Source organism: Nonomuraea rhizosphaerae, assembly GCF_019396405.1.
Lineage (GTDB): Bacteria > Actinomycetota > Actinomycetes > Streptosporangiales > Streptosporangiaceae > Nonomuraea > Nonomuraea rhizosphaerae.
Genome location: NZ_JAHKRL010000407.1, coordinates 1 through 22,333 on the forward strand (window position 1 = coordinate 1; position 22,333 = coordinate 22,333).

The 22,333-nt window shown below is 69.4% G+C and carries 17 protein-coding genes; 11 read left to right on the forward strand and 6 right to left on the reverse strand.

Going from position 1 to position 22,333, the window contains the following annotated elements; translation table 11 throughout:
* From KME77_RS20730 to KME77_RS20740, 3 genes are all read right to left on the reverse strand, one after another.
* The coding region (locus KME77_RS20730; RefSeq protein WP_443679672.1) for a maltokinase N-terminal cap-like domain-containing protein at positions 1–836 on the reverse strand (836 nt) is incomplete at its 3' end.
* Positions 837–839: 3 nt separating this feature from the next.
* Positions 840–2,540, reverse strand: coding sequence for a maltose alpha-D-glucosyltransferase (gene treS, locus KME77_RS20735; RefSeq protein WP_219470277.1), 1,701 nt, complete (start codon positions 2,538–2,540; stop codon positions 840–842).
* Positions 2,541–2,610: 70 nt separating this feature from the next.
* Entirely contained in the window at positions 2,611–4,719 is a 2,109-nt protein-coding gene (locus KME77_RS20740) for an alpha-1,4-glucan--maltose-1-phosphate maltosyltransferase (protein ID WP_219470279.1), read from the reverse strand.
* 237 nt (positions 4,720–4,956) lie between these two features.
* Here KME77_RS20740 and glgP point away from each other — a divergent pair, with 237 nt between their 5' ends.
* The gene (glgP, locus tag KME77_RS20745; RefSeq protein WP_219470282.1) at positions 4,957–7,539 is read left to right on the forward strand and encodes an alpha-glucan family phosphorylase; all 2,583 of its coding nucleotides are present in this window, start codon (positions 4,957–4,959) and stop codon (positions 7,537–7,539) included.
* A 55-nt stretch (positions 7,540–7,594) separates the two neighbouring features.
* Positions 7,595–8,491, forward strand: coding sequence for a MurR/RpiR family transcriptional regulator (locus KME77_RS20750; RefSeq protein ID WP_219470284.1), 897 nt, complete (start codon positions 7,595–7,597; stop codon positions 8,489–8,491).
* A 222-nt stretch (positions 8,492–8,713) separates the two neighbouring features.
* Here the strand turns inward: KME77_RS20750 and KME77_RS20755 are convergent, their stop codons facing one another.
* Positions 8,714–10,630, reverse strand: coding sequence for an N-acetylmuramoyl-L-alanine amidase (locus tag KME77_RS20755; protein WP_219470286.1), 1,917 nt, complete (start codon positions 10,628–10,630; stop codon positions 8,714–8,716).
* Positions 10,631–10,742: 112 nt separating this feature from the next.
* Between KME77_RS20755 and KME77_RS20760 the strand changes: the two genes are divergently transcribed.
* Positions 10,743–11,624 carry an NAD-dependent epimerase/dehydratase family protein gene (locus KME77_RS20760; protein ID WP_219470288.1) on the forward strand — a complete coding sequence of 294 codons (882 nt, stop codon included), beginning with the start codon at positions 10,743–10,745 and terminating at the stop codon, positions 11,622–11,624.
* Positions 11,617–12,390, forward strand: coding sequence for an enoyl-CoA hydratase/isomerase family protein (locus KME77_RS20765; protein WP_219470291.1), 774 nt, complete (start codon positions 11,617–11,619; stop codon positions 12,388–12,390). Before KME77_RS20760 ends, KME77_RS20765 begins: the two co-directional genes overlap by 8 nt.
* Positions 12,391–12,497: 107 nt before the next feature.
* Here KME77_RS20765 and KME77_RS20770 read toward each other — a convergent pair whose 3' ends face one another.
* Positions 12,498–13,568, reverse strand: coding sequence for an endo-1,4-beta-xylanase (locus KME77_RS20770; protein ID WP_308250795.1), 1,071 nt, complete (start codon positions 13,566–13,568; stop codon positions 12,498–12,500).
* Between the two features lie 109 nt (positions 13,569–13,677).
* Positions 13,678–15,021 (reverse strand): glycoside hydrolase family 30 protein, encoded by a 1,344-nt coding sequence (locus KME77_RS20775; protein WP_219470295.1) that lies wholly within the window; start codon positions 15,019–15,021, stop codon positions 13,678–13,680.
* Positions 15,022–15,589: 568 nt separating this feature from the next.
* Here KME77_RS20775 and KME77_RS20780 point away from each other — a divergent pair.
* From KME77_RS20780 to KME77_RS20810, 7 genes are all read left to right on the forward strand, one after another.
* Entirely contained in the window at positions 15,590–15,946 is a 357-nt protein-coding gene (locus tag KME77_RS20780) for a neutral zinc metallopeptidase (RefSeq protein ID WP_219470297.1), read from the forward strand.
* Positions 15,947–16,099: 153 nt separating this feature from the next.
* Positions 16,100–16,855, forward strand: coding sequence for a phosphotransferase family protein (locus KME77_RS20785; RefSeq protein WP_372451204.1), 756 nt, complete (start codon positions 16,100–16,102; stop codon positions 16,853–16,855).
* Positions 16,856–17,075: 220 nt separating this feature from the next.
* Positions 17,076–17,462 (forward strand): hypothetical protein, encoded by a 387-nt coding sequence (locus KME77_RS20790; RefSeq protein WP_219470302.1) that lies wholly within the window; start codon positions 17,076–17,078, stop codon positions 17,460–17,462.
* A 3-nt stretch (positions 17,463–17,465) separates the two neighbouring features.
* On the forward strand, positions 17,466–18,674 hold the full coding sequence (locus KME77_RS20795; RefSeq protein ID WP_219470304.1) for a DUF6395 domain-containing protein: 1,209 nt from the start codon (positions 17,466–17,468) through the stop codon (positions 18,672–18,674).
* A gap of 210 nt (positions 18,675–18,884) precedes the next feature.
* On the forward strand, positions 18,885–19,727 hold the full coding sequence (locus KME77_RS20800; protein WP_219470305.1) for a M55 family metallopeptidase: 843 nt from the start codon (positions 18,885–18,887) through the stop codon (positions 19,725–19,727).
* Positions 19,728–20,029: 302 nt separating this feature from the next.
* Complete coding sequence (locus KME77_RS20805; RefSeq protein ID WP_219470307.1) at positions 20,030–21,580, forward strand: flavin monoamine oxidase family protein; 1,551 nt, start codon at positions 20,030–20,032, stop codon at positions 21,578–21,580.
* A gap of 118 nt (positions 21,581–21,698) precedes the next feature.
* Entirely contained in the window at positions 21,699–22,226 is a 528-nt protein-coding gene (locus KME77_RS20810) for a YbaK/EbsC family protein (protein WP_219470308.1), read from the forward strand.
* Positions 22,227–22,333 lie beyond the last annotated feature (107 nt).

Consider the following 22,333-nt stretch of genomic DNA (forward strand, 5'->3'; position numbering starts at 1 on the left):
CCGACCCGCCGCCGGAACCCCTCGGCCATGCGCTTGACCTCGTGCCCCTCCACGATCTCGGTCGGGAAGGCGGCCGCCAGCTCCTGGTGGACGCGGGCGGTGGCGGCGCCGAGCCGGTGCGCCTCGGCCGCGAAGTCGCCGCCCGCGTCGCCGGCCGGCAGCTCGGGCGGCGAGCCGTAGAAGTCGCGCACGCTGGTGAGCGCGAGGTCCCAGCCGTCGTTGGAGTTGGAGAGGAACTCCTGCATGAACGCGAGCGTCGTGGAGGTGCCGTCGAGGTCGGCCTCCATCCACCCGTACGGCTGGGCGATGTGCGGGGCCTCGCGTCCGGCGAGGGCGGTGACGATCTCCAGCTCGGGGTTCACGCCGGGGATGAGGCGGCGGAAGAACTTGCAGATGTAGGCGTCGCCGTACACGAGCGAGGTGTTGGACTGCTCGGCGCCGAGCACGAGGCTGCGCGGCGAGGTGTCGATGGTGACGCCGGGCATGTGCCGGAAGCGCACGCCCTCCCAGCCGGAGCCGGTGGCCATGCTCTCCAGGATCCAGTGGGTCAGCGACTGGTCGTGGAGGGCGTCGTAGACGTAGCGCTGATGGTCCTGCTCCAGCATGCCTATCAGGGCGTGCCGAAGCCGGTCGGGGAGCTCGGTCCGGGTGCCGAGCAGGATCTGGTAGCGGTCGCGGGAGCCGCCCTGCCATACCGCCACGACGAGGTGGCGCAGGCCAGGGTCGCCGGCGTCGATCGTGACGTCCGACTCGATCGACAAGGAGTCGATCGGGCGCCCCTTGCCGCCGAACCATCGTTGGTTACCGATCCAAGCGGCAAGGAGCTCATCAAGCACGTCCTACTCCTCCTGAGTGACGGTCGGTGGGAGCGTGAACCAATAGAACCCATGCCCGGGAAGCGTCAAAAGATACGGAAGTTCGCCAATTGCCGGAAATGGGACTCCACCCATCGTCTCGACGGGTGAGACGCCGACGAACCTGCGCAGGTCCAGTTCGACGGGCTGCGGGAAGCGGGAGAGGTTGTTGACGCAGAGCATCCGGTCGTCGCCCAGCTCGCGGACGAAGGCCAGGACGCTCGGGTTGGAGGAGTTCAGCTCGGTGAACTCGCCCAGGCCGAAGACCGGGTGCCGCTTGCGGATCTCGATCATCCGCTTGGTCCAGTGGAGCAGCGAGCCCGAGTTCTTCTGCTGGGCCTCGACGTTGAGCCCCTGGTAGCCGTAGATCGGGTCCATGATGACCGGCAGGTAGAGCCGGCCCGGGTCGCAGTCGGAGAACCCGGCGTTGCGGTCGGGGTCCCACTGCATGGGCGTGCGCACGCCGTCGCGGTCGCCGAGCCAGATGTTGTCGCCCATGCCGATCTCGTCGCCGTAGTAGAGCACCGGCGAGCCGGGCAGCGACAGGAGCAGCGCGGTGAACAGCTCGATCTGGTTGCGGTCGTTCTCCAGCAGGGGCGCCAGCCGCCGCCGGATGCCGACGTTGGCCCGCATGCGCGGGTCCTTGGCGTACTCGGCGTACATGTAGTCGCGTTCCTCGTCCGTGACCATCTCGAGCGTCAGCTCGTCGTGGTTGCGGAGGAAGATGCCCCATTGGCAATGTTCCGGAATCTTCGGGGTCTGGGCCAGGATCTCGGAGATCGGGTAACGCGACTCCCTGCGTACAGCCATGAAGATGCGCGGCATCAGCGGGAAGTGGAAGGCCATGTGGCACTCGTCGCCGCCGCCCACCGGGTCGCCGAAGTACTCGACCACGTCCGAGGGCCACTGGTTGGCCTCGGCCAGCAGCACCCGGTCGGGGTAGAGCCGGTCGATCTCCTTGCGGACCCGCTTCAGGTACTGGTGCGTCTTCGGCAGGTTCTCGCAGTTGGTGCGCTCCTCCTCGAACAGGTACGGCACGGCGTCCAGCCGGAAGCCGTCGATGCCCAGGTCGAGCCAGAAGCGCAGGACCTCCAGCATCGCGTCCTGGACCGCCGGGTTCTCGTAGTTGAGGTCCGGCTGGTGGTGGAAGAAGCGGTGCCAGTAGTACTGGCCCCTGACCTGGTCGTAGGTCCAGTTGGACGTCTCGGTGTCGATGAAGATGATCCGGGCGTCCGGGTAGGCGGTGTCGTTGTCGGACCACACGTAGAAGTCGCCGAACGGCCCCTCGGGGTCGTGCCGGGCGGCCTGGAACCACGGGTGGGCGTCGCTGGTGTGGTTCATCACCAGGTCGGCGATGACCCGCATGCCTCGCTTGTGGGCCTCGTCGACCAGCCTCACGAAGTCCCCCAGGTCGCCGAACTCCGGGAGGATCTTCATGAAGTCGGCTATGTCATAGCCGCCGTCGCGCAGCGGGGACTCGTACAGCGGCAACAGCCACAGACAGTCCACGCCGAGCCACTGCAGGTAGTCGAGCTTACCGATCAGACCTTTGATGTCTCCGGTCCCGTCTCCGTTGGAATCGGAGAAACCCCTGATCAGCACCTCGTAGAAGACGGCGCGCTTGTACCAGTACGGGTCGCGCGGCTTCTCCTCGTCGAAGCTGTTGGGAATGGGTGTGGAGCTCATGAGCACTCCCTTGGACTCATGAGGGAGGCGCTTTCACACACGTTGAAGACTCCCCGCTGAATTCTGTTCGCTACCGTGGCGCGGCTCGTACGGTGAGGATGTGGGCAGGCTGGATATACGGGTCGAGTCGCACGTAGTTGTTCTGCCGCCAACGATACGACTCGCCCGACAGCTCGTCGTCGACGACGAACTCGGCGTTCCAGTCGAGGCCGAGGGCCGGCATGTCCAGCTCGACCGTGGCCTCGTGGGTGTTGTGAGGATCGAGGTTGATGACCGCAAGGACGACGTCGCCCAGCCCGTGCCTTCGTGTGGCCGTGTCATAGGCGCCCGGAAGCCGCTTCGAGAAGCACACCATGTCCGGGTGGTCGATCCGGTGGAACCGTAGATTACGCAATTCCTGCAGTGCCGGATGTGCTCTTCGAAACAAATTCAGGTGAGTGAGGAACGGTGCCAGGCTCCGCCCCTCCCGCTCGGCCGCGGCCCAGTCGCGAGGTCTGTACTGATATTTCTCGCTATCTAGGTATTCCTCGCTCCCCGGGCGGACTGGGATGTTTTCTCCGAGTTCGTACCCGGAATACACCCCCCACGTCGGCGAAGCGAGCGCAGCAAGCGCCGCTCTGATGCGGAAAGCCGGAATACCACCATGCTGTAGGTATTCGTGAAGAATGTCCGGAGTGTTGACGAACACGTTGGGCCGCAGGAAGTGCGACGTGTCGTGCGACAGCTCCGACAGGTACGTCTCCACGTCCTGCTTGGAGTTCTTCCACGTGAAGTACGTGTAGGACTGGTGGTAGCCCACCTTGGCCAGCGTCTGCAGCATCGCCGGCCGGGTGAACGCCTCGGCCAGGAAGAGCACGTCAGGGTCGGTGGTGTGGATGTCGGCCAGCATCCGCTCCCAGAAGGCCACCGGCTTGGTGTGCGGGTTGTCCACCCGGAAGATCCGCACGCCGTGGTCCATCCAGTGCCGCAGCACCCGCTTGACCTCGGTGTAGATCCCCTCCGGGTCCTTGTCGAAGTTGACCGGGTAGATGTCCTGGTACTTCTTCGGCGGGTTCTCGGCGTAGGCGATGGTGCCGTCGGCCCTGATCGTGAACCACTCGGGGTGCTCCTTGACCCACGGGTGGTCGGGGGAGCACTGCAGCGCGAAGTCGATCGCGATCTCCATGCCCAGCTCGCGGGCGTGGCCGGTGAACTCGTCGAAGTCCTCGATCGTGCCCAGGTCGGGGTGGATGGCGTCATGGCCGCCGTCCTCGGAGCCGATCGCCCAGGGCGAGCCCGGCTCGTCGGGCTCCGGGCTGAGCGTGTTGTTGCGGCCTTTACGGAACTTTTCCCCGATCGGATGGATCGGGGGCAGGTAGACGACGTCGAAGCCCATCTTGGCGATCGCGGGCAGGCGCTTGGCGGCGGTCTGGAAATTTCCGGACTTGGAGATGCCGGACTCGTTGACGACCGCCCCCTCGGACCGGGGGAAGAACTCGTACCACGAGCCGTACAGCGCCCGCCGCCGGTCAACCCTGATCTTCCGCGGCCGTGACCTGGTCACCAGGTCGCGCAGCGGATGCGCCTCCAGCAGCTGGGCCGTCTCGGGAAGCTGCGCGATCGACAGCCTGGCCCGCGGGTCGAGCTGCTCGTCGCGGAGCGTGGAGGCGACCGCCAGCAAGGCGGCGCGGTGCCCGCACGTCGCCTCCGGCTGCCCGTCCCCGCCCGTCCTGCCGTTGTGTGATGTCTTGCTCTGCGGCACGGGGTGCCCGTTGCCGGCGCTGGTCGGCGACGGGCAGTCGGCCTGCCGTACGGCCTTGGCCGCGCGGTCGAACAGCCGGGCGCCCTCCTCGCACATGAGGTCGGTGTCCAGGCCGCGCGGGATCTTGATCTCGGCGTCGTGCAGCCACGTGGCGAAGGGGTCGCTCCATGCCTCCACACGGAACAGCCAGCCGCCCTCGGTCGGCAGACATACGTCGGTGCCCCACCGGTCCGTGCCCGGCGCTAGCTCGCGCATGGGTCTCAGACGGCAGCGCTGCCCATCGGGCGAGGTGAGCACCACGCCCGCGGCCACGGCGTCGTGGCCTTCTCTGAAGACGGTCGCCGAGACCTGGAAGGTCTCACCGGCGACCGCCTTGGCGGGCCATTGCCCGCAGTCGACGACGGGGGAGATGTCCGAGATGGGAATTCGTCCGATCATCGCATTTCAAGGTTGCGACGGTACGCTCGGTACCGCCGGAGGCTTCCTGGCAGGATCGATCCTTGCATGTAAATTGTGGGCAGCAGTGGAGGACCTCCCGAGTGTCCCCAGGAGAGCCAACATTGGTGGAAGTTGCCCCAATAGTCCCTCTTCATGCTTCTTCTCGGAAGGGGTTTGAACGGGCTTGCCGTTGGTGAGGGACTCAGAGGTCCCTCCTAGCCCATAGGGTTCAAAATCGTGAGAGCAATCCGTCGGTTCACCGTCCGCACCGTCCTGCCCGCGGAGCTGGCCGCCCTCGGCGAGCTCGTACAGAATCTGCGCTGGTCATGGCACCCGGAGACGACCGACCTCTTCGCCGAGGTCGATCCCAGGCTCTGGGAGCAAGTGGGGCACGACCCCGTGGCCCTTCTGGGGGCCGTAGACCACGCCAGGCTGGCCGAGCTGGCCGCCGACCGCCGCTTCCTGCGCCGGCTCGCCGACGCCGCAGACGACCTGCGTGAATACATGACCGCACCGCGCTGGTACCAGACGCTGCCTGATGCCGCGCGCGCCATCGCCTACTTCTCGCCCGAGTACGGCATCGCCGCGGCGCTGCCGCAGTACTCGGGCGGTCTCGGCATCCTCGCCGGCGATCACCTGAAGACCGCCAGCGACCTCGGGGTGCCGATCCTCGCCGTGGGGCTCCTGTACCGCCACGGTTACTTCACTCAGTCCCTCTCGCCAGAGGGATGGCAGCTTGAGCACTACCCGTCCCTCGACGCGGGCGGCCTGCCGCTGACCCTCGTCAAGGAGGAGGACGGCGCGCCCGTCAAGATCCGCATCGCCCTGCCGGGCGAGCGGGAGCTGCACGCGCAGCTCTGGGTGGCCCAGGTGGGCCGGGTGCCGCTGCTGCTGCTCGACTCCGACGTGGCCGAGAACGACGCCGCCGCGCGCGACGTCACCGACCGCCTCTACGGCGGCGGCACCGACCACCGGCTGCTGCAGGAGCTGCTCCTCGGCGTCGGCGGCGTACGGGCGATCCGCGCGTACTGCCGCATCACCGGACACGCCGAGCCCGAGGTGTTCCACACCAACGAGGGCCACGCCGGCTTCCTCGGCCTGGAGCGCATCCGCGAGCTGACCGAGGCGCGCCTGTCGTTCGACGAGGCGCTGGAGGCCGTGCGCGCGGGCACGGTGTTCACCACGCACACGCCGGTGCCGGCCGGCATCGACAGGTTCCCGGTCGACATGATCGAGCGGCAGTTCGGCGGCGACAACGCCTGGCCGACCGTGCCGGTCGAGCGCATCCTGGCGCTCGGCGCCGAGGACGAGCCCGGCCGCTTCAACATGGCGATCATGGGGATGCGGCTGGCCCAGCGCGTCAACGGCGTGTCGGTGCTGCACGGCGAGGTCAGCCGGGGGATGTTCCAGAACCTGTGGCCCGGCTTCGACCTGGACGAGGTGCCGATCGGCTCGATCACCAACGGCGTCCACGCGCCCACCTGGGTCGGCCGCGAGCTCATGGAGCTGGCCGGCCGCGAGCTGCCCTCGCTCATCGAGCGGGCGCGCGGCTGGGAGGGCGTGCAGAAGATCTCCGACTCCGACATCTGGGAGATCAGGCGCACCCTGCGCCGCCGCCTGGTCGAGGGCGCGCGGGTCAAGCTGCGCAAGTCGTGGCGCGACCGCGGCGCCTCCGACGCCGAGCTCGGCTGGATCGACGACGTGCTCGACCCGGACGTGCTGACGATCGGGTTCGCCCGGCGGGTGCCCTCGTACAAGCGGCTCACGCTGATGCTCAGCGACGCGCAGCGGCTGACGGACCTTCTCCTGGACGCGAACAAGCCGGTCCAGATCGTGATCGCCGGCAAGGCGCACCCCGCCGACGAGGGCGGCAAGAAGCTGATCCAGCAGATCGTCAAGTTCGCCGACAAGGCCCAGGTGCGCCACCGGATCGTGTTCCTGCCCGACTACGACATGGCGCTGGGCCAGCTCATGACCCAGGGCTGCGACGTCTGGCTGAACAACCCGCTGCGCCCGCTGGAGGCCTCCGGCACCTCGGGCATGAAGTCGGCCCTGAACGGCGGGCTCAACCTGTCCATCCGCGACGGCTGGTGGGACGAGTGGTACGACGGCACCAACGGCTGGGCCATCCCCACCGCCGACGGCGTCACCGACCCCGAGCGGCGCGACGAGCTGGAGGCCGCCGCCCTCTACGACCTGATCGAGCACGAGGTGTCCGACCGCTTCTACGACCGGGCGGGCGACGGGCTGCCGCGCCGCTGGCTGGAGATGGTCAAGCACACGCTCACCTCGCTCGGCCCCAAGGTGCTGGCCAGCCGGATGCTGCGCGACTACGTGGTCGGCCTGTACGTGCCCGCCGCGAAGTCGGGCCGTGAGCTGTCGGCCGACAACTACGCCGCGGCCAAGGCGTTCGCGGCCTGGCGGGTGCGCGCCACGCGGGCCTGGCCGGGGGTGCGGATCGAGCACGTCGAGGCGTCCGGCGTCGGCGACACGCCCGAGGTCGGAGCCTCTCTGGAGCTGCGCGCCACGGTGGCGCTCGGCGACCTGGAGCCCGGCGACGTGCTGGTCGAGGCCGCGTACGGCAAGGTCGGGGCGCACGACGAGCTCGACCACCCCGCCTACAAGGAGCTGAGCGCCGACGGCGTGGACGACGACGGGCGGGCCCACTACACGGGCACCGTGCCGCTCGACCGCACCGGCGCGTTCGGCTACACCGTCCGGGCCGTCCCGCACCACCCGCTGACCGCGAACCGCGCCGAACTCGGCCTGATCGCCGTCCCGGAGGAGCCCGCCGGGATGACGAACGGGATGCTGCGGTGACCACCTCCGGACGGCCAGGTGGGCCTGCGGCTCCGGGGGCGTCATAATCGGGTCCGTGGACGACAGCGGGAACGGCCTGCGGGCCGACACTCTGGTGGCGACGGTCCGCGGTGTGCTGCCGTCCTTGACGCCGGCCGCGCAGACCGTCGCCCGGCTCATCCTGGAGGACCCGGCGACCGTCGCCAGAAGCACGATCACCGAGCTGTCGGCCGCCTCCGGCACCAGCGAGGCGACGATCGTGCGCACGGCGCGGCTGCTGGGCTTCGCGGGGTACCCGCAGCTACGGCTGGCGCTGGCGGCCGCCGCGGCCCAGCCCGACCGGCTGGTGCCCGGCGACCTGGCGCCCGACGACCCGCTGTCGGAGGTCATCCAGAAGGTGGCCAGGGCCGAGTCCGAGGCGATCAACGACACGGTCGCCCAGCTCACCTCGGAGCGGCTCGGCCTGGTCGTGGACGCCATCGCCGCCGCCAGGCGGGTGGACGCCTACGGCGTCGGCGCCTCCGGCCTGGTGGCCGAGGACGTCGCCCAGAAGCTGCTGCGCATCGGCCTGTCCAGCCACGCCTTCCAGGACGCCCACCTGGCGCTGACCAGCGCGGTGCTGCTCAAGCAGGGGGACGTGGCGATCGGCATCAGCACCTCGGGCGAGACGCCCGACGTGCTCGAACCGCTGTCCAGGGCAGGGGAGGCGGGCGCGACGACCGTCGCGATCACCAACAACCCCCGCTCGACGATCGCGGACCTGGCCGAGCACGTGCTGATCTCGGCCGGGCGCGAGACGGAGTTCCGGCCCGGGGCCCTGGCCAGCAGGATCAGCCAGCTCCTGGTCGTGGACTGCGTGTTCGTCGGCGTCGCCCAGCGGACCTTCGACTCCTCGCAGGAGGCGTTGCAGAGCACTCGGCGCGCGGTCAAGGAGTTCACCCGCCGCGCCACCCCGGTCCGCCGCCAGCCCTGACCACCCGGTCCGCCCCCTGAGGCGGGCCGCGTCACCCTTCCACGACACCCGCCACGCGGTCGTGCGCCTTCCGCCACCGCCCCCCGCGGCCCGCCGCTTCGCCACGTAGCGTGCGGTTCCGTCTCGCGGCCCCCGCCCCTCCGGGGTCTCGTCTCTCTTTTTCTCCAAGAAGCCCCCGCCGGAGTACGGCGGGGGCCTGTCGGTCGTTGGGAGGCCAGAACGTCAGGAGAGCGACACCCGAACGTCGTCAGCCTTGACGAACATCACCCGATGCCCGAACTGGATCTGCAGATACTTCGTCTTGCCCCGCACCACCTTGTGATCCTGCTCCGTGGTGAAGGTGACCGCCCGGTAGTACTCCGCCGCCGCCGTCCCCGACAGCGTGTACTTCTCCCCCGCCGAGAACGCGTACTGCAGCGGCGTCACCGCCTGGTACGGAATGTCGGCCGGATACGCCTCCTGCTCCGGATAGGCCCTGCCGTACACCGGCACCGTCGCCAGCCCCGGCTTGGGCGTCACCACCAGCCCCACGGACGGCACCGCGGTGGGCGCGGAGGCCGGATTCTTGAACCAGCCCTTCTGGCCGAGGTACCAGATCGCCGTCCAGTCGCCCTGCCGCCCGGCGACGGCGAAGCGCTGGCCGGTGCTGGCGCGGGCGCTGTGGTCGTACACGCTGTAGAGGGACTCGTTGGGGGCGGTCGGGTGCTTGCCGATGTCCTTGATCAGCGGCGCGTCGTCCCGCGGCTCGGTGCGCAGCCACACGGTGCCGGCGCTGAGCGGCGGGCAGGCGGCCTCGGGGTTCTTGCGGTCGCAGCCGTAGAAGTACGGCTTGTTGGTGGCGAAGTCCGGCTTGATCATGACCGAGCCGGCCCGCGGGCCGCCGAAGCCGCGCAGCGGGGCGCCGATCAGCTTGAAGTAGTGGTCCCAGTCCCAGAACGGGCCCGGGTCCTCGTGCATGCCGCGGACCGTGGTCGGCAGCGTGCCGGGGACGTTGTCGTGGCCGATGATGTGGGCGCGGTCGAGCGGGACGCCGTACCGCAGCGCCAGGTAGCGCACGAGCTTGGCCGACGTGCGGTACATCGCCTCGGTGTACCAGGTGCTGCCCTCGGCCAGGAAGCCCTCGTGCTCGATGCCGATGGACTTGGCGTTGATGTACCAGTTGCCGGCCTGCCAGGCGACGTCCTTGCCCTTGACGTGCTGGGCGATGTGGCCGTCCGCGGAGCGGACCGAGTACTGCCAGCTCGCGCCGTAGTTGACGTCCTGGTTCAGGCCGATGGACGGCAGGAAGTAGCCCTCCATGTCGTGGATGACGATGTACTCGATCTTCTGGCTGAAGGGCCGGTTGGCCAGGTCGTAGTGGCCGTAGTCGCCGTTCGGCTTCTCGGCGTACGCGGAGGGGATCCACTCGCAGGAGATCGTCGGCGGGCACTCGACGCCGTCCTTGCGCGGCGGCCGGAGACCGAGCTTCTCCAGCCACTTCTTGATCTTGTTCAGGTTCCTGACCGGCTTGAGGCTGACCTTCTGGCCGTCGTCGGTGACGCGCTCGGCGCCCTCCTCGATCGTGCCGTAGACCTCGTCGGCGAAGACCTTGGCCGCCTCGGCCTCCTCGGCGCCGGAGTACTTGGCGACCGCGCCGTACCATTCGCCGGGGTTGTCGCTGAGCGGGGCGCCGAGCGACTTCTGGTGGTCGGCCAGCAGCGCGGCGCCGCCCCTGATGTTCGCGGCGGCGTCGGCGCGGAGCCTCTCGTGGGACTCGCCGGTCAGCTCGGCGGCCTTCTCCATCGTCCGCAGGCTCGCGGGGATCTGCTGCGGAGCCTCCGCCTTGGTGACGGGGACGGGCCTGCTCTCGTCGCCGCGCGCGTCCTCCTCGCCCTCGCCGTGGTGGTTCGTCCCGGTGTAGGCGGCCGCGTCGGTCAGGTGCATGGGACCGAACCCGGCGTCGTTGCTGGGCTGCCCGGCGTGGGAGTCCCAGCGCGACTCCAGGTAGGAGACGCCCAGCAGGACGCTCTCCGGGACCTTGAACTCCTTCGCCGCCGCGCTGAAGGCCGCCTGCCGGTCGTCGGGTTCGGCGGCCCGCGCCGCTGTCACGTTCACGAATGGCAGGAAGGCGACCACCGCGATCGCCAATGCTCTGCGCATCTACGCTCCTCGACTGGGGGGTTTGTCCGGAGCCAGGGTCTCAACAATTTCCTTCTTCGGCGAGAGCTTTGCGAAGAGATTTTTCAGTAGTTGACGGCTTATGGTGGGGCGGGTGACGTCCATCGTGACCGGTGCGGCCGGGTTCATCGGGCGCGCGCTCACCTCCGCGCTGCTGGCCCGCGGCGCCCGGGTCGTCGCGATCGACCGGCGGCCGCTCGCCGGGCGGCCGGGGTTGACGGTGGTCACCGGTGACCTGCTCTCCCTCGACGCCGGGCTCCTCGCGGACGCTGACGAGGTATATCACCTGGCCGGATGTACGGGCGTGCGTGACGCGCGGGCCGGCGTCGCCTGGCGGCGCTACCGGGACAACGTGCTGGTGGGAGCCAGGGTGCTGGCGCTGACGCCGCCCGGCGTCCCGCTGCTGGTCACCTCCTCCAGCTCGGTGTACGGCGGGTGCGCCGGCGGGCGGCCCAGCGCCGAGACCGACGCCTTACGGCCGCTCGGGGGGTACGCGCGCAGCAAGGCCGCCCTGGAGAGCCTCTGCGCCGCTCGTCCGGTGACGGTCGTGCGGCCGTTCACCGTCGCGGGCGAGGGCCAGCGGCCCGACATGGCCCTGTCGCTGTGGCTGCGCGCCGCGCTGGAGGGCCGCCCGCTCCGCGTGCTCGGGTCGCTCGACCGTACGCGGGACGTGACCGACGTACGGCAGGCCGCCCGCGCGATGATCTCCCTCATCGGCGTGCCCGGCGTGGTGAACCTGGGGACCGGGCAGGGGATCACGCTGCGGTCCATGGCGCGGGCGGTCGCCACGGTGACCGGCGCCACGCTCACCTTCGACGTCGTGCCCGCTCCCGCCGCCGAGCCCGGCGACTCGCTGGCCGACGTGGGACGGCTGCGCTCGCTGCTCGGCTGGACGCCGCGTACCGACCTCGTCGACGTGGTCCGCCGCGTCGCCGGGGCCCAGGACGCTGCTTGTAGTGTCCTGAACCATGGGTGAGTTCGTACGCGTCGAAGTGGCCGACCAGATCGCCACCATCAGGCTTGACCGTCCCAAGATGAACGCCATCAACCGGCAGATGCAGCGCGAGCTCGGCGAGGCGGCCCTGACCGTCTCCGCGGACACCTCCGTGCACGCGGTCGTCGTGTACGGAGGCGAACGGGCGTTCGCGGCCGGCGTGGACGTCAAGGAGATGGCGGACATGTCGTACGCCGACATGGCGGCCCACTCCAAGGCGCTCCAGGGCTGCTTCACGGCCGTGGCCGCGATCGGCAAGCCCGTCATCGCGGCCGTCACCGGCTACGCGCTGGGCGGCGGGTGCGAGCTGGCGTTGTGCGCGGACTTCCGGGTCGCGGGGGAGTCGGCCAAGCTGGGGCAGCCGGAGATCCTGCTCGGCATCATCCCCGGCGCCGGGGGCACACAGCGGCTGCCCCGGCTGATCGGGCCCGCCCGCGCCAAGGACCTGATCTACTCGGGACGGCACGTCCCGGCCGACGAGGCGCTCGCGCTCGGGCTGGTGGACCGGGTGGTGCCCGACGCCGAGGTGCACGCGGCGGCGCTGGCCTGGGCGGCGACGTTCGCCGGCGGGCCGGCCGTGGCGCTGCGGGCCGCCAAGGAGGCGGTGGACCAGGGCCTTGAGACGGACCTGGCCACGGGGCTGGAGATCGAGCGGCTGCAGTTCTCCGGGCTGTTCGCGACGGACGACGCCAAGATCGGGATGCGGGCGTTCGCCGACAAGACGCAGGCCAAGTTCACGGGCCGCTGACCTTCTCCGGGGCCTCCGGCTCTTCTCCAGGGGCCTCCGTCCGATCCCGGGTGCTCACCACCGGACAGCCGAGTGTCGGCAGGACCGGGATCGGACGGAGGCGGAACTCACGGCCTGCTCGTGGCCAGCAGCCTCCGATAGGCGGGCTTCGGCGCCAGGCTCTCGTCGAACAGGCAGGCGGCGCCCTCCCCGTCGAACCAGCCGGGCACCCACGAGTGCCGGTCGGTGAACCCCCACACCGTGAACTCGCGGCACGCCGGCACGCTCAGGCAGTCACTCAGCGCCCGGCCGTAGTAGTCGGCCTGCGTGGCCAGCTTCTCGGGCGTCACCGGCAGGATCATGCGCACGTCCATCTCGGTCACCGCCGCCTCCAGGCCGAGGTCGGTGAAGCGGCGCATGACGTTCGCCCAGTCGCCTGGATAGTCGTACTGGATCCCGAGATGTCCCTGGAAGCCGATGCCGTCGATCGGGACCCGCTTCGCCTGGAGGTCCTTGACGATGGCGAGCGTGGTGTCGATCTTGGCGGTGTTCCACTCCAGGTTGTAGTCGTTGATGTACAGCTTGACGTGCGGGTCCGCCTTGCGCGCCCACCGGAACACGTCGGCGATGTAACCGGGGCCCAGGTGGGTGAGCCAGATGGTCTGCCGCATCGCGCCGTCGTCGTCCACGACCTCGTTGACCACGTCCCAGGCCCTGATCTTGCCCCGGTAGCGGCTGACCTGGGTCGTCACGTGGTCGCGCAGGATCTTCCTGAGCTCGGTGTCGCTGATCGTGCCGTTCTCGACGCCGGTGGTCAGCCAGGCGGGCAGCTGGTTGTGCCAGACAAGGGTGTGGCCGCGTACCTTCTGGCCGTTGCGGCGGGCGTTCTCGACCACCGCGTCGGCGTCGGCCCAGGTGAACACGCCGCGCTGCGGCTCGACCGACTCCCACTTCATCGCGTTCTCGGCGGTGACGTGGGTGAACTCGCGGTTGAGCACCGTACGGTAGTCGCGCTCGGCGCGCAGCGCGGCCACGTCCACGGCGGAGCCGAACCGGACGCCGGTCTTGTGGGCCAGCTCGCGCAGGTCACGCGGGGTGCGGCCGTGCGAGCCGCGGTCCGTCTGCGCGGGGTCGGCCGGCGCGGGGTCGGCCGCGTTCGACGCGGGGGCGGCGAGCGCGGGCACGGGGGCGGCGAGCACCAGAGCCAACGCGACCCCTAAGGCTTTGCCGAGGGCTTTCATGAACGGCCTCCTGAACGGGACGACCGGCACCGCGGCAGGCGGCTTCCTCCGGTGAACGACGCTGCTCTCATGAACGGCCTCCTATGACGATCGTGGTGAGCGCCCGGGGCTGGAGGGTCACCGTGCGGCCGGTGACCGGGGCGGCGGTGAGCGAGTTGGTGGTGTCCGTGACGTACGCGGTGGCCCGCCCGTGCACGCCCTTCCACGTGACGGCCGCGGTGCCGGTGTTGAGCACCTCGACCACCCGGGACCCGTCGGGATTGCGGAACGCTGAAACTTTCAGCGCCGGATCGGCCGCCGTCGCGTCCAGTCGCACCGCGCCCGGCCGGATGAACCTGCTGTAGGCCGCCAGCGCCCACAGCCGCTTGGAGACGCGGTACGTGCGCGCGACGTCGTCGATCTGCAGCAGCGCCCTGGTCGCGCCCCGGGAGCCGCCCAGCCAGTAGATGTATCCGGTGACCCCGCCCTTCGTCAGCGCGTCGTGCACGGCCTCGGCGATCGTGAACCCGTCATAACCGCTGCCGTCGTCCCAGTTCTCGTTCCAGGTGGTGCCGTTGGGGTTCCACTCCGACATCCACGTCCTGCGGCCGGTGGGCAGCGGGGCGTCCACCGGACTCGCGTACGTGTGGCCGGTGTGCGTCTTCACCCAGCGGCGGGCCTCGGGGTCGGCCTCGATCGCGGCCGTGTACGCCTTGGCCTCGTTCCAGCCGAACGAGTCGCAGCAGACGAGATCGGCGCTCCTGGCGCGCTCGGCGATCGGCCCGAGCACCTTGACGAACTCGGCGGCCTGCTGCGGGGTGAACCGCATGGACGCGTACGTAGCGGTCCAGTCGGGCTCGTTGGTGAACCCGAGATCGGTGATCCTGATGCCCTCCTGGGCGTAGAACTTGGTGTACTGCACCAGGTAACGGGCGTAGGCGCGCTGCCACTCCGGCTTGAGCGTGCCGCCGTTCTTGTCGTCGTTGTTGTCCTTCATGTAGCCGGGCGCGCTCCAGGCGTCGGCGAAGAACCTGCGCACCCCGTACCCCTGGGCGGCCTTGGCGACCCAGACCTGGCTGTTGTCGTCACCGTCCCAGACGTACTTGGGCGGCGCGTCGGGGCCGCCGGGGTCGTCGGGCTGGATGGTCACCATGTGGTCGTACGGGCTGCCTGCGGGCGACGAGCCGATCCCGAGCCGCAGAATGCTCAGGCCGGCGCCCTTGTCGCGGGAGAACCACAGATCGAGGATCTCGCGCTGCTGCCGCGGGTCCAGGGCCCGGACGAGCTCGTTGCGGCGGAACGCCTGCGAGATGCCGAACCCGTCGATCGTCTGATGCTGAACGCGGTCACGGACGGTGATGGCCGGAGGTTCGCCCGCTGGGGTGACGGCGGGGGTGGTCAGGAGGGTGATCGCGATGACGGCTCGTAACATTCCGCCTCCGAAACTTTCGGAATCGAGCTGATACTTTCGTGACGTGCCGGAAACGTAAACACGCCACAGTGCCTTCGTCAACCACGGCCTTCGCACGAAGGACTTCCGCTTCTGGTGCGCTGCGCGCCTCGGCTCCAGACCCTCCTTCGGTCGGGCCCAGTCCCGACCCCTGTAGGGTCTCGCTGCCGCTCGAACGCCCCCAGCGGGCTGACGCCCGCCGCGCTTCGCCACGGTGCGGCCTCAGCCGGCCCAGGCCTTTCGCCTCGGCGGCATATCGAAGCAACCGGAAAATGCGTTAACTGAAAACGAGCGATCGCGCCCTGGACATCGTCATTTCAATCACGCCGTTCCTGTTGTTACCCGGCGCGGAGCACGCTGCGTCGTTTCCCATACGTGACCGCGTCCTCACCGACAACAAGCTGTACCGCACCGGAAAGCTTCACCTCACCGAGTGTCGCGAGCGGAGCGTCAAAGCCGACCGCAAGCCGTCCGCCAAGCGCTATCTCACCTCGGTGCTGGACTGCCTCAACACCTCCTGGGCCGCCCATTTCAAGAGGGCGGGCCTACCGTGATCCGCCGGGCGTACGACCGGCACCCGTACAAGGGTAAGAAGGAGCTGTACGAGCAGGGGCGTCGCGAAGAACTGCAGGCCCAATGCCTGGCAGGTGTGTTCATGGGCATCGTCTGGAAATCTCTGGACCGTACGGACAGGGATTGGCGGATACTGCTCGACATCGAGCGCGCCGGCGGCGACGAACAGAGCGAGGTTCCCGACCACGGAAGGGGCCCCACCTCCGCGGCCTGGCTGGAGAAGGGCTTCCGGTCCGTTTCGCCGGCCGGGCCGCCGACGAGGCTCCCCACGGTAAAGGCGATGGAAGACCGCTTGCGCACGATCACGAATTTGCGTCACCTCTATCGGAAATAATGGCTGCCAGGAATGAATGTTTTCGTGCTGAGCGGTGGAGACCTGTCTCGTTGGCGGGCAGGGTCGTGATGGCCTGTGCGATCGGGTGACGTGGCGCGGTCGCGCGCGAAAAATGCGCGACTTTCGGTCGATCGGCTCGTGATAATGACCGGCGTGAACGAGGCTGAGAAGATCGACGAGGTCGAGGTCGTCGTCGCCCACAACGAGCGCACGACCCTGCGCGTCGGCGATGTGTTCCTGAAGGTCGACGCTGTGCAGGAGCGCCTTGACGTCGAGGTCGAGGCGATGGCCATGGCGCCGATCCCGACTCCGCGGGTCCTGTGGCGCAAGCCGCCCGTGCTCGCGCTGGCCGCCGTCCCGGGAACGGCGCTCGGCCGCCTCGGCGAGCCGTCGACCGCGTCGCCGGCGGCGTGGGCCGCGGCGGGTGCCGCCGTACGGAAGCTGCACGACGCGCCGCTGCCGCCGTGGCCCGGCCGGAGCCTTGACGACATCGCGGCGGGCCTCGACGTCGAATGCGAATGGCTCATCACTAGCAGCGTGCTTCCGGCCGAGCTGGTCACGCGCAACCGCGAGGTCGCCGAGGCCGCGCTCCGGTCGTGGACGCCGGTGTTCACGCACGGCGACCTGCAGATCACCCACGTGTTCGTCGACGGTGACGAGATCACCGGCGTGATCGACTGGTCCGAGGCGAGTCAGGGGGACGCCCTGTTCGACCTCGCCATCTTGACGCTCGGGCACGAGGAGCGCCTTGACGACGTCCTCGCCGGTTACGGCACCGACGTCGATCTCGACGTGATCCGTGCGTGGTGGTCGCTGCGGAGCCTGACGGCGATCCGCTGGCTGACCGAGCACGGCTTCGACCCGTCCTCGCCGGGCTGCGAGGTCGACGTACTGAGAGCCCGGATGTGAGTCCGGTCTACTGAGATTCCGCTATGAGTTCGGCGTACGACGGGATCGACGTGCTGCTCGCGTTCGGCCTCAGCGCGGGAATGATGTTGACATGTCCGGCAGCGAAGTCATCGTGAACGGATGCCCTGCAACCCCTGGTGCTGACTGGTGTCACCCACCTTGGTTGCCATTCGGGAACAGCGTCCTGAAAGCCGAAGGTTTGCCACTATGGTGGCGTTTCATGATGCGTGTCCTGGTCCCCGCTCGCCTGCGCAAAGCCGTGCGTTCGTGGTTCGATTCCCGCTACATCTCCATCGTCGACCACCGCCAGGACATCCGGGACGCCCTGTGGGAGGTCCAGACCCTGCGCCGCGAGGTGGCGACCCTCCAGGAAGAGGTCGAACGCCTCAGGAACACCAGGCCCGCCACCGGCGCGTCGTCCGCGGACAGGGCGGCGTCGGACAGGTCGGCCACGGAGAGGGCCAAGCTGAACGACACGCATCGCCTGGCGCAGGAGACGGCGAAGGCGCTGGACCGGGTGCTGCAGAACGAGGTCCTCGTCTGGCAGGCGATCGACGACCTCAAGTCCCGGGTGCCGGTGGCCGACGGCGTGAGAGTGGAGGACTGAGCCATGCGGGTGAGCTGGTCCAAGGGTGAGCTGACGTTCCGGCTGGGCGCCGACGACGAGATCACCGGCAGGGCCGCCGACGATCACCCGGTCAAGCTCGCCACGAACTCGTGCAGCGTCGCCGGCGTGCCCGAGAAGGCCCATCCGGATCTGTTCGCCGTGGCCGCCTGGACCGTGGTGGCGCCGTGGACGCGCAAGGAGATCGTGTTCGACCGGGCCATCTCGCCCGAGGTGGCCGCCGCGCTGCACGACGGGTGGGGGATCGAGGCCGGGCCGGTGGGCGCGGAGGCACGGCCTGCCGGGGCGAACCTGGCGATCTCGTACAGCGGCGGCGCCGACTCCGTGGCCGCCGCCGCCATCTATCCCGACGCGCCGTTCGTGCACTTCCGGCGGGTGCCGCACCCGCGCGTCCCGAACCGCTGGTCGCACTACCGTTCCGACGTCCTGGCCAGGCTGGCGCGGCGGACCGGGCGGGACCTCACGATCGTGGACTCCGACCTGGAGTTCACGCTGTCGGAGCCGCGCCCCGGCTACCCCGAGCACCACGCGGTCGCGGTGGGGGCGTTGCTGGTCGCCGACCAGATGAACCTCGGTGGCCTGGCGTTCGGTTATGAACTGGGTTCACGCTGGCTAGGCGGGGATCGCTACTTGTTGCGCTACACACCCGACAACCTGATGTGGGCGCCGCACGGGGCGTGGGGACGGTTGTTCGCGGCGGCGGGTGTGCACATCGTGCTCCCGGTCGGCGGGGTGAGCGAGGCCGTCACCATGCGGCTGGCCCTGAACTCCGACCTCAAGGACCATGTCCGATGGTGCCTGCAAGGGACCGACGGCCCGTGTCGTACGTGCGGCAAGTGCCTGTACAAGGAACTCATTCAAGCCGCCGTCGAACGGCGCCCGCTGGACACGCCCTTCACCGCCGACGACCCGCGCGTCCGCAAGTGGCTCCAGCCGCCGCCGTACGGGGGGCAGGAGATGGTCGAGTACGGGCTGGCGCGGGTGCCCGGCATCGAGAACACGCTGTTCGGCAAGGCGCTGGAGTACTTCGACGCCACCGAGGAGTCCACGAGCTGGCTCGACCACTGCTATCCGCCGGCGATCGAGGAGATCCCGGAGCCGTGGCGGGAGGGGACGGCCACGTTCATGAGCTCGAAGGTCGGGCTGATGACGGAGGACGAGGTGCGTCGCGTGGAGACCTGGGGAGCCGCCTGACCGTTCCGGGCAGCGCCGGAGCTTGGTTGCGTGATCAACTGTGCGGCGTCCAGTCCTGTCTCTCGCGGATCACCTCCACCGCCTTGCGCGATGAGCCGCGGGCCGGGATCGCGCTCACACCCCGGCTGCTCGTACGCCGGGCCCCTGGGACCGGACGGTAGCCTGAGGCGATTTCGTCCAGGTGTGGCGGGTCAGGCAAGGAGCTGGACTGTGAAGGTGTACCTGTCGGTCGACATGGAGGGCGTGACCGGCCTCACCGACCCCGAGGAGATGCACGCGGGCAAGCGCGGCTACGAGCGGGGATGCGAGCTGATGACCGCCGACGCCAACGCCGCCGTCGAGGGCGCGTTCGAGGCGGGGGCGACCAGCGTGCTGGTGAACGACGCCCACGGCTCCACCAAGAACCTCCGCATCGACCTCCTCGACCCGCGCGCCACGCTCATCCGCGGTCCCGGCAAGGCGCAGCGGATGGCGCAGGGGCTGGACGCCTCGTTCCAGGCCGCCTGCTTCGTCGGCTACCACGCGCGGGCCGGGGTGTCTGACGGAGTGCTCAACCACACCTGGATGGGCAAGGAGATCCAGAACGTCTACCTCAACGGCGAGGTCTGCGGGGAGACGCGGCTGGTGGCGGCGTGCGCGGGGTTCCACGGGGTGCCGGTCGCGGTCGTGACCGGTGACGAGGCCGTCGGTGAAGAGGCTCGTGAGCTGCTCGGCGACGTGGAGACGGTGGCGGTGAAGAAGGGGATCGACAAGTTCTCGGCCGAACTGCTGCCGCCTGCGGTTGCCCAGGCGAGGATCCGTGAGGCCACGGTGCGGGCGTTGGGGAGGTTGAGCGACTTCACGCCCTATCGGCCGGCGGCTCCGTACACGCTGGGGGTGGAGTGGAACTCGACTGCCATCGCGGCCGCTGTGGGGCTGGTTCCCGGCGTGAAGTCGGTGGGGGCGCGTCACACCGAGTTCACCACGGACGACTTCACGCAGATCATGGCCCTGTTCGGCATCTTCGCCACGATCGGCGGCCAGGTCGCCTGCGGCAGCGGCCCGTACGGCTGACCCCGCCCCCGCTGTCCCCGGCCTCTATGATTGTCCCGCCCGTACGGCTGCCCCTGATACGACCGGTAGTCGCCACGAACAGGCGGCCGGACAGAGGCTGGACATGCGGCCGGACGTGCGGTGGCGAGGCAGGTAACGGCCGGTCGGCGGCCGGTCGCCTCGCCACGGCGCCCCGCCCGCACCCCAACCGTCGCCAAAGTGCCACAACCCACCCCCAAAGGGCCATACGGTTGGCGGGCTGAACAGTTCATACGGCGTCCGGACGACAAAGCGGGAACGCCGCACAGTGGAGAGCGGGTGGCATGGAGGGCGCGGCGCTGACCCGGCGGGGCTTGCTCGTCGGCATCGGGGCGGTGGGTGGCGCGGGGGCGATGTACGCCGCCATGGGCGCGCTGGGGCTGGCGCCGTCCGAGCAGGACAAGGACTTCGCCTCCCCGCAGCAGGGCGACTTCTCGCTGCGTGGCAAGGCGGCGGCGAAGGTGGTGATCGTCGGGGCGGGCGTCGCCGGGCTGACGGCCGCGTACGAACTGGGCAAGGCGGGCTACGACTGCACGCTGCTGGAGGCCAGGGACCGGGCCGGGGGACGGAACCTGACGCTGCGCGCCGGGGACCGGCTCAAGGAGATGAACAACCCGGCGCAGGAGGTGAAGTTCGGGGAGGGCGTGTACTTCAACGCGGGCCCGGGCCGGATCGCGCCGTGGATGGTCACCCTCGACTACTGCCGTGAGCTGGGCGTGCCGATCGAGACGTTCATCAACAACAACGCGCAGGCGCTGGTGCACACGAACGGGCAGACGATCCGGGCGAGGACGGCGCGGGCCGACATGTACGGGTACGTCGCCGAGCTGCTGGCCAAGGCGACGAACGTCGGGGCGCTGGACAAGACCATCACCAAGGACGACCAGGAACGGCTGCTGGAGTTCCTCAGGAGGTTCGGGGATCTGGGGCCGAAGCTCAGCTACGAGGGGTCCACGCGGCGCGGATTCGTGAAATATCCGGCGCTGGACGGCGGCACCCCCATCGAGTCCCCCGGCACCCTGCACGCCGTCCTCGCCGCCGGCACCGGGCGTTCCATCACCAACGACTTCGGCTACGACATGGCCACCCCCATGTTCCAGCCGGTCGGCGGCATGGACGCCATCGTCGCCAAGCTCACCGAGAAGGTCGGCGCGGACCGGATCAGGACCGGTGTCAAGGTCAACAAGATCACCAGCCTGGCCGACGGCGTGGAGGTCACCTGGGACGGCGGCGCGCTCAAGGCCGACTACTGCCTGGCCACCCTCCCGCCGCACATCCTGGCCAAGATCCCGCACAACCTCGGCGCCGGGATCACGACCGCGCTCAGGACGCCGGTCCCGGTCGCCGCCGGCAAGATCGGCCTGGAGTACGGACGGCGCTGGTGGGAGCTGGAGGACCGCATCTACGGCGGCGTCACCGAGACCGACCTGGACATCACCCACATCTGGTACCCCTCGCACGGCTACCACTCCGAACGCGGCGTCCTCGTCGGCTACTACAACACCGAGCGGAACGCGGAGCTGTACGCGGCGCTCGCGCACGAGGACCGCAGGCGGCGCGCCCTCACCCAGGGCCGGAAGATCCACGGCGACAAGTACGGCAAGGACCTGCTGTCCAGCGTCTCCATCGCCTGGGACCGCCAGGAGCACATCCAGGGCGGCTGGGTGCACTGGCCGGCCTTTGATTCGTCGTTCACTCTTCTGCAACGCCCCAGCGGAAGGGTCTACTTCGCGGGCGACTGGCTCACCCGTCTGATCGCTTGGCAGGCGGGAGCCATGGAGTCGGCCCGCAGCGCCGTCACACAGCTGCACGAGCGCGTCCTGCGCTCACCGTGACGATCCGTGGGGATCCGTGACGATCGATGAAGATCAACGGTGGCCGGTGACGACCCGTGACGGCGCGCCACTTCCAGGACGGAGGATATTGTCCTGGAAGAGCGATCGAGGAGATGGGATGACGTTGCACTGGGTGCCCGCGACAGACCGCACCGACCTGCTGGCCGATCCGGTGGCGCTGGCCGTGCAGGAGCTGGCCGCACAGGAGGCGGGCGCCGTCGAGGTGGCCGAGATCGATCCTGACCTGGCCGACACGGCGGCGTTCTGCGAGCGCTACGGCGTGACGCTCGACGAGTCCGCCAACTGCGTGGTCGTCGCGGCCAAGCGCGGCGGCGAGATCCGTTACGCCGCGTGCATGATCCTGGCGACGATGCGGGTGGACGTGAACAACGTGGTGCGCAAGCACCTCGACGCCCGCAAGGCGAGCTTCGCCCCGATGGCGGAGGCGGTCGAGCTCACCGGGATGGAGTACGGCGGCATCACCCCTCTCGGCCTGCCGGGCGACTGGCCGATCCTCGTGGACACGAGGGTCGCCGACCATCAGAAGGTGGTGATCGGCAGCGGCGTGCGCAGGTCCAAGCTCGCCGTCGCCGGATCCACGCTGGCCGGCCTGAAGGGGGCGGAGGTGCTCTCCCTGGCGGGCTGATCGTCGAAGAGAGCCGACCGCCGGCCGTCAGCCGCCGAACACCTGGTGCAAGGCGCGATCACCGAACGCGGGCGTGAGGCTCGGACCGCGGAGAGCGAGGAACGATG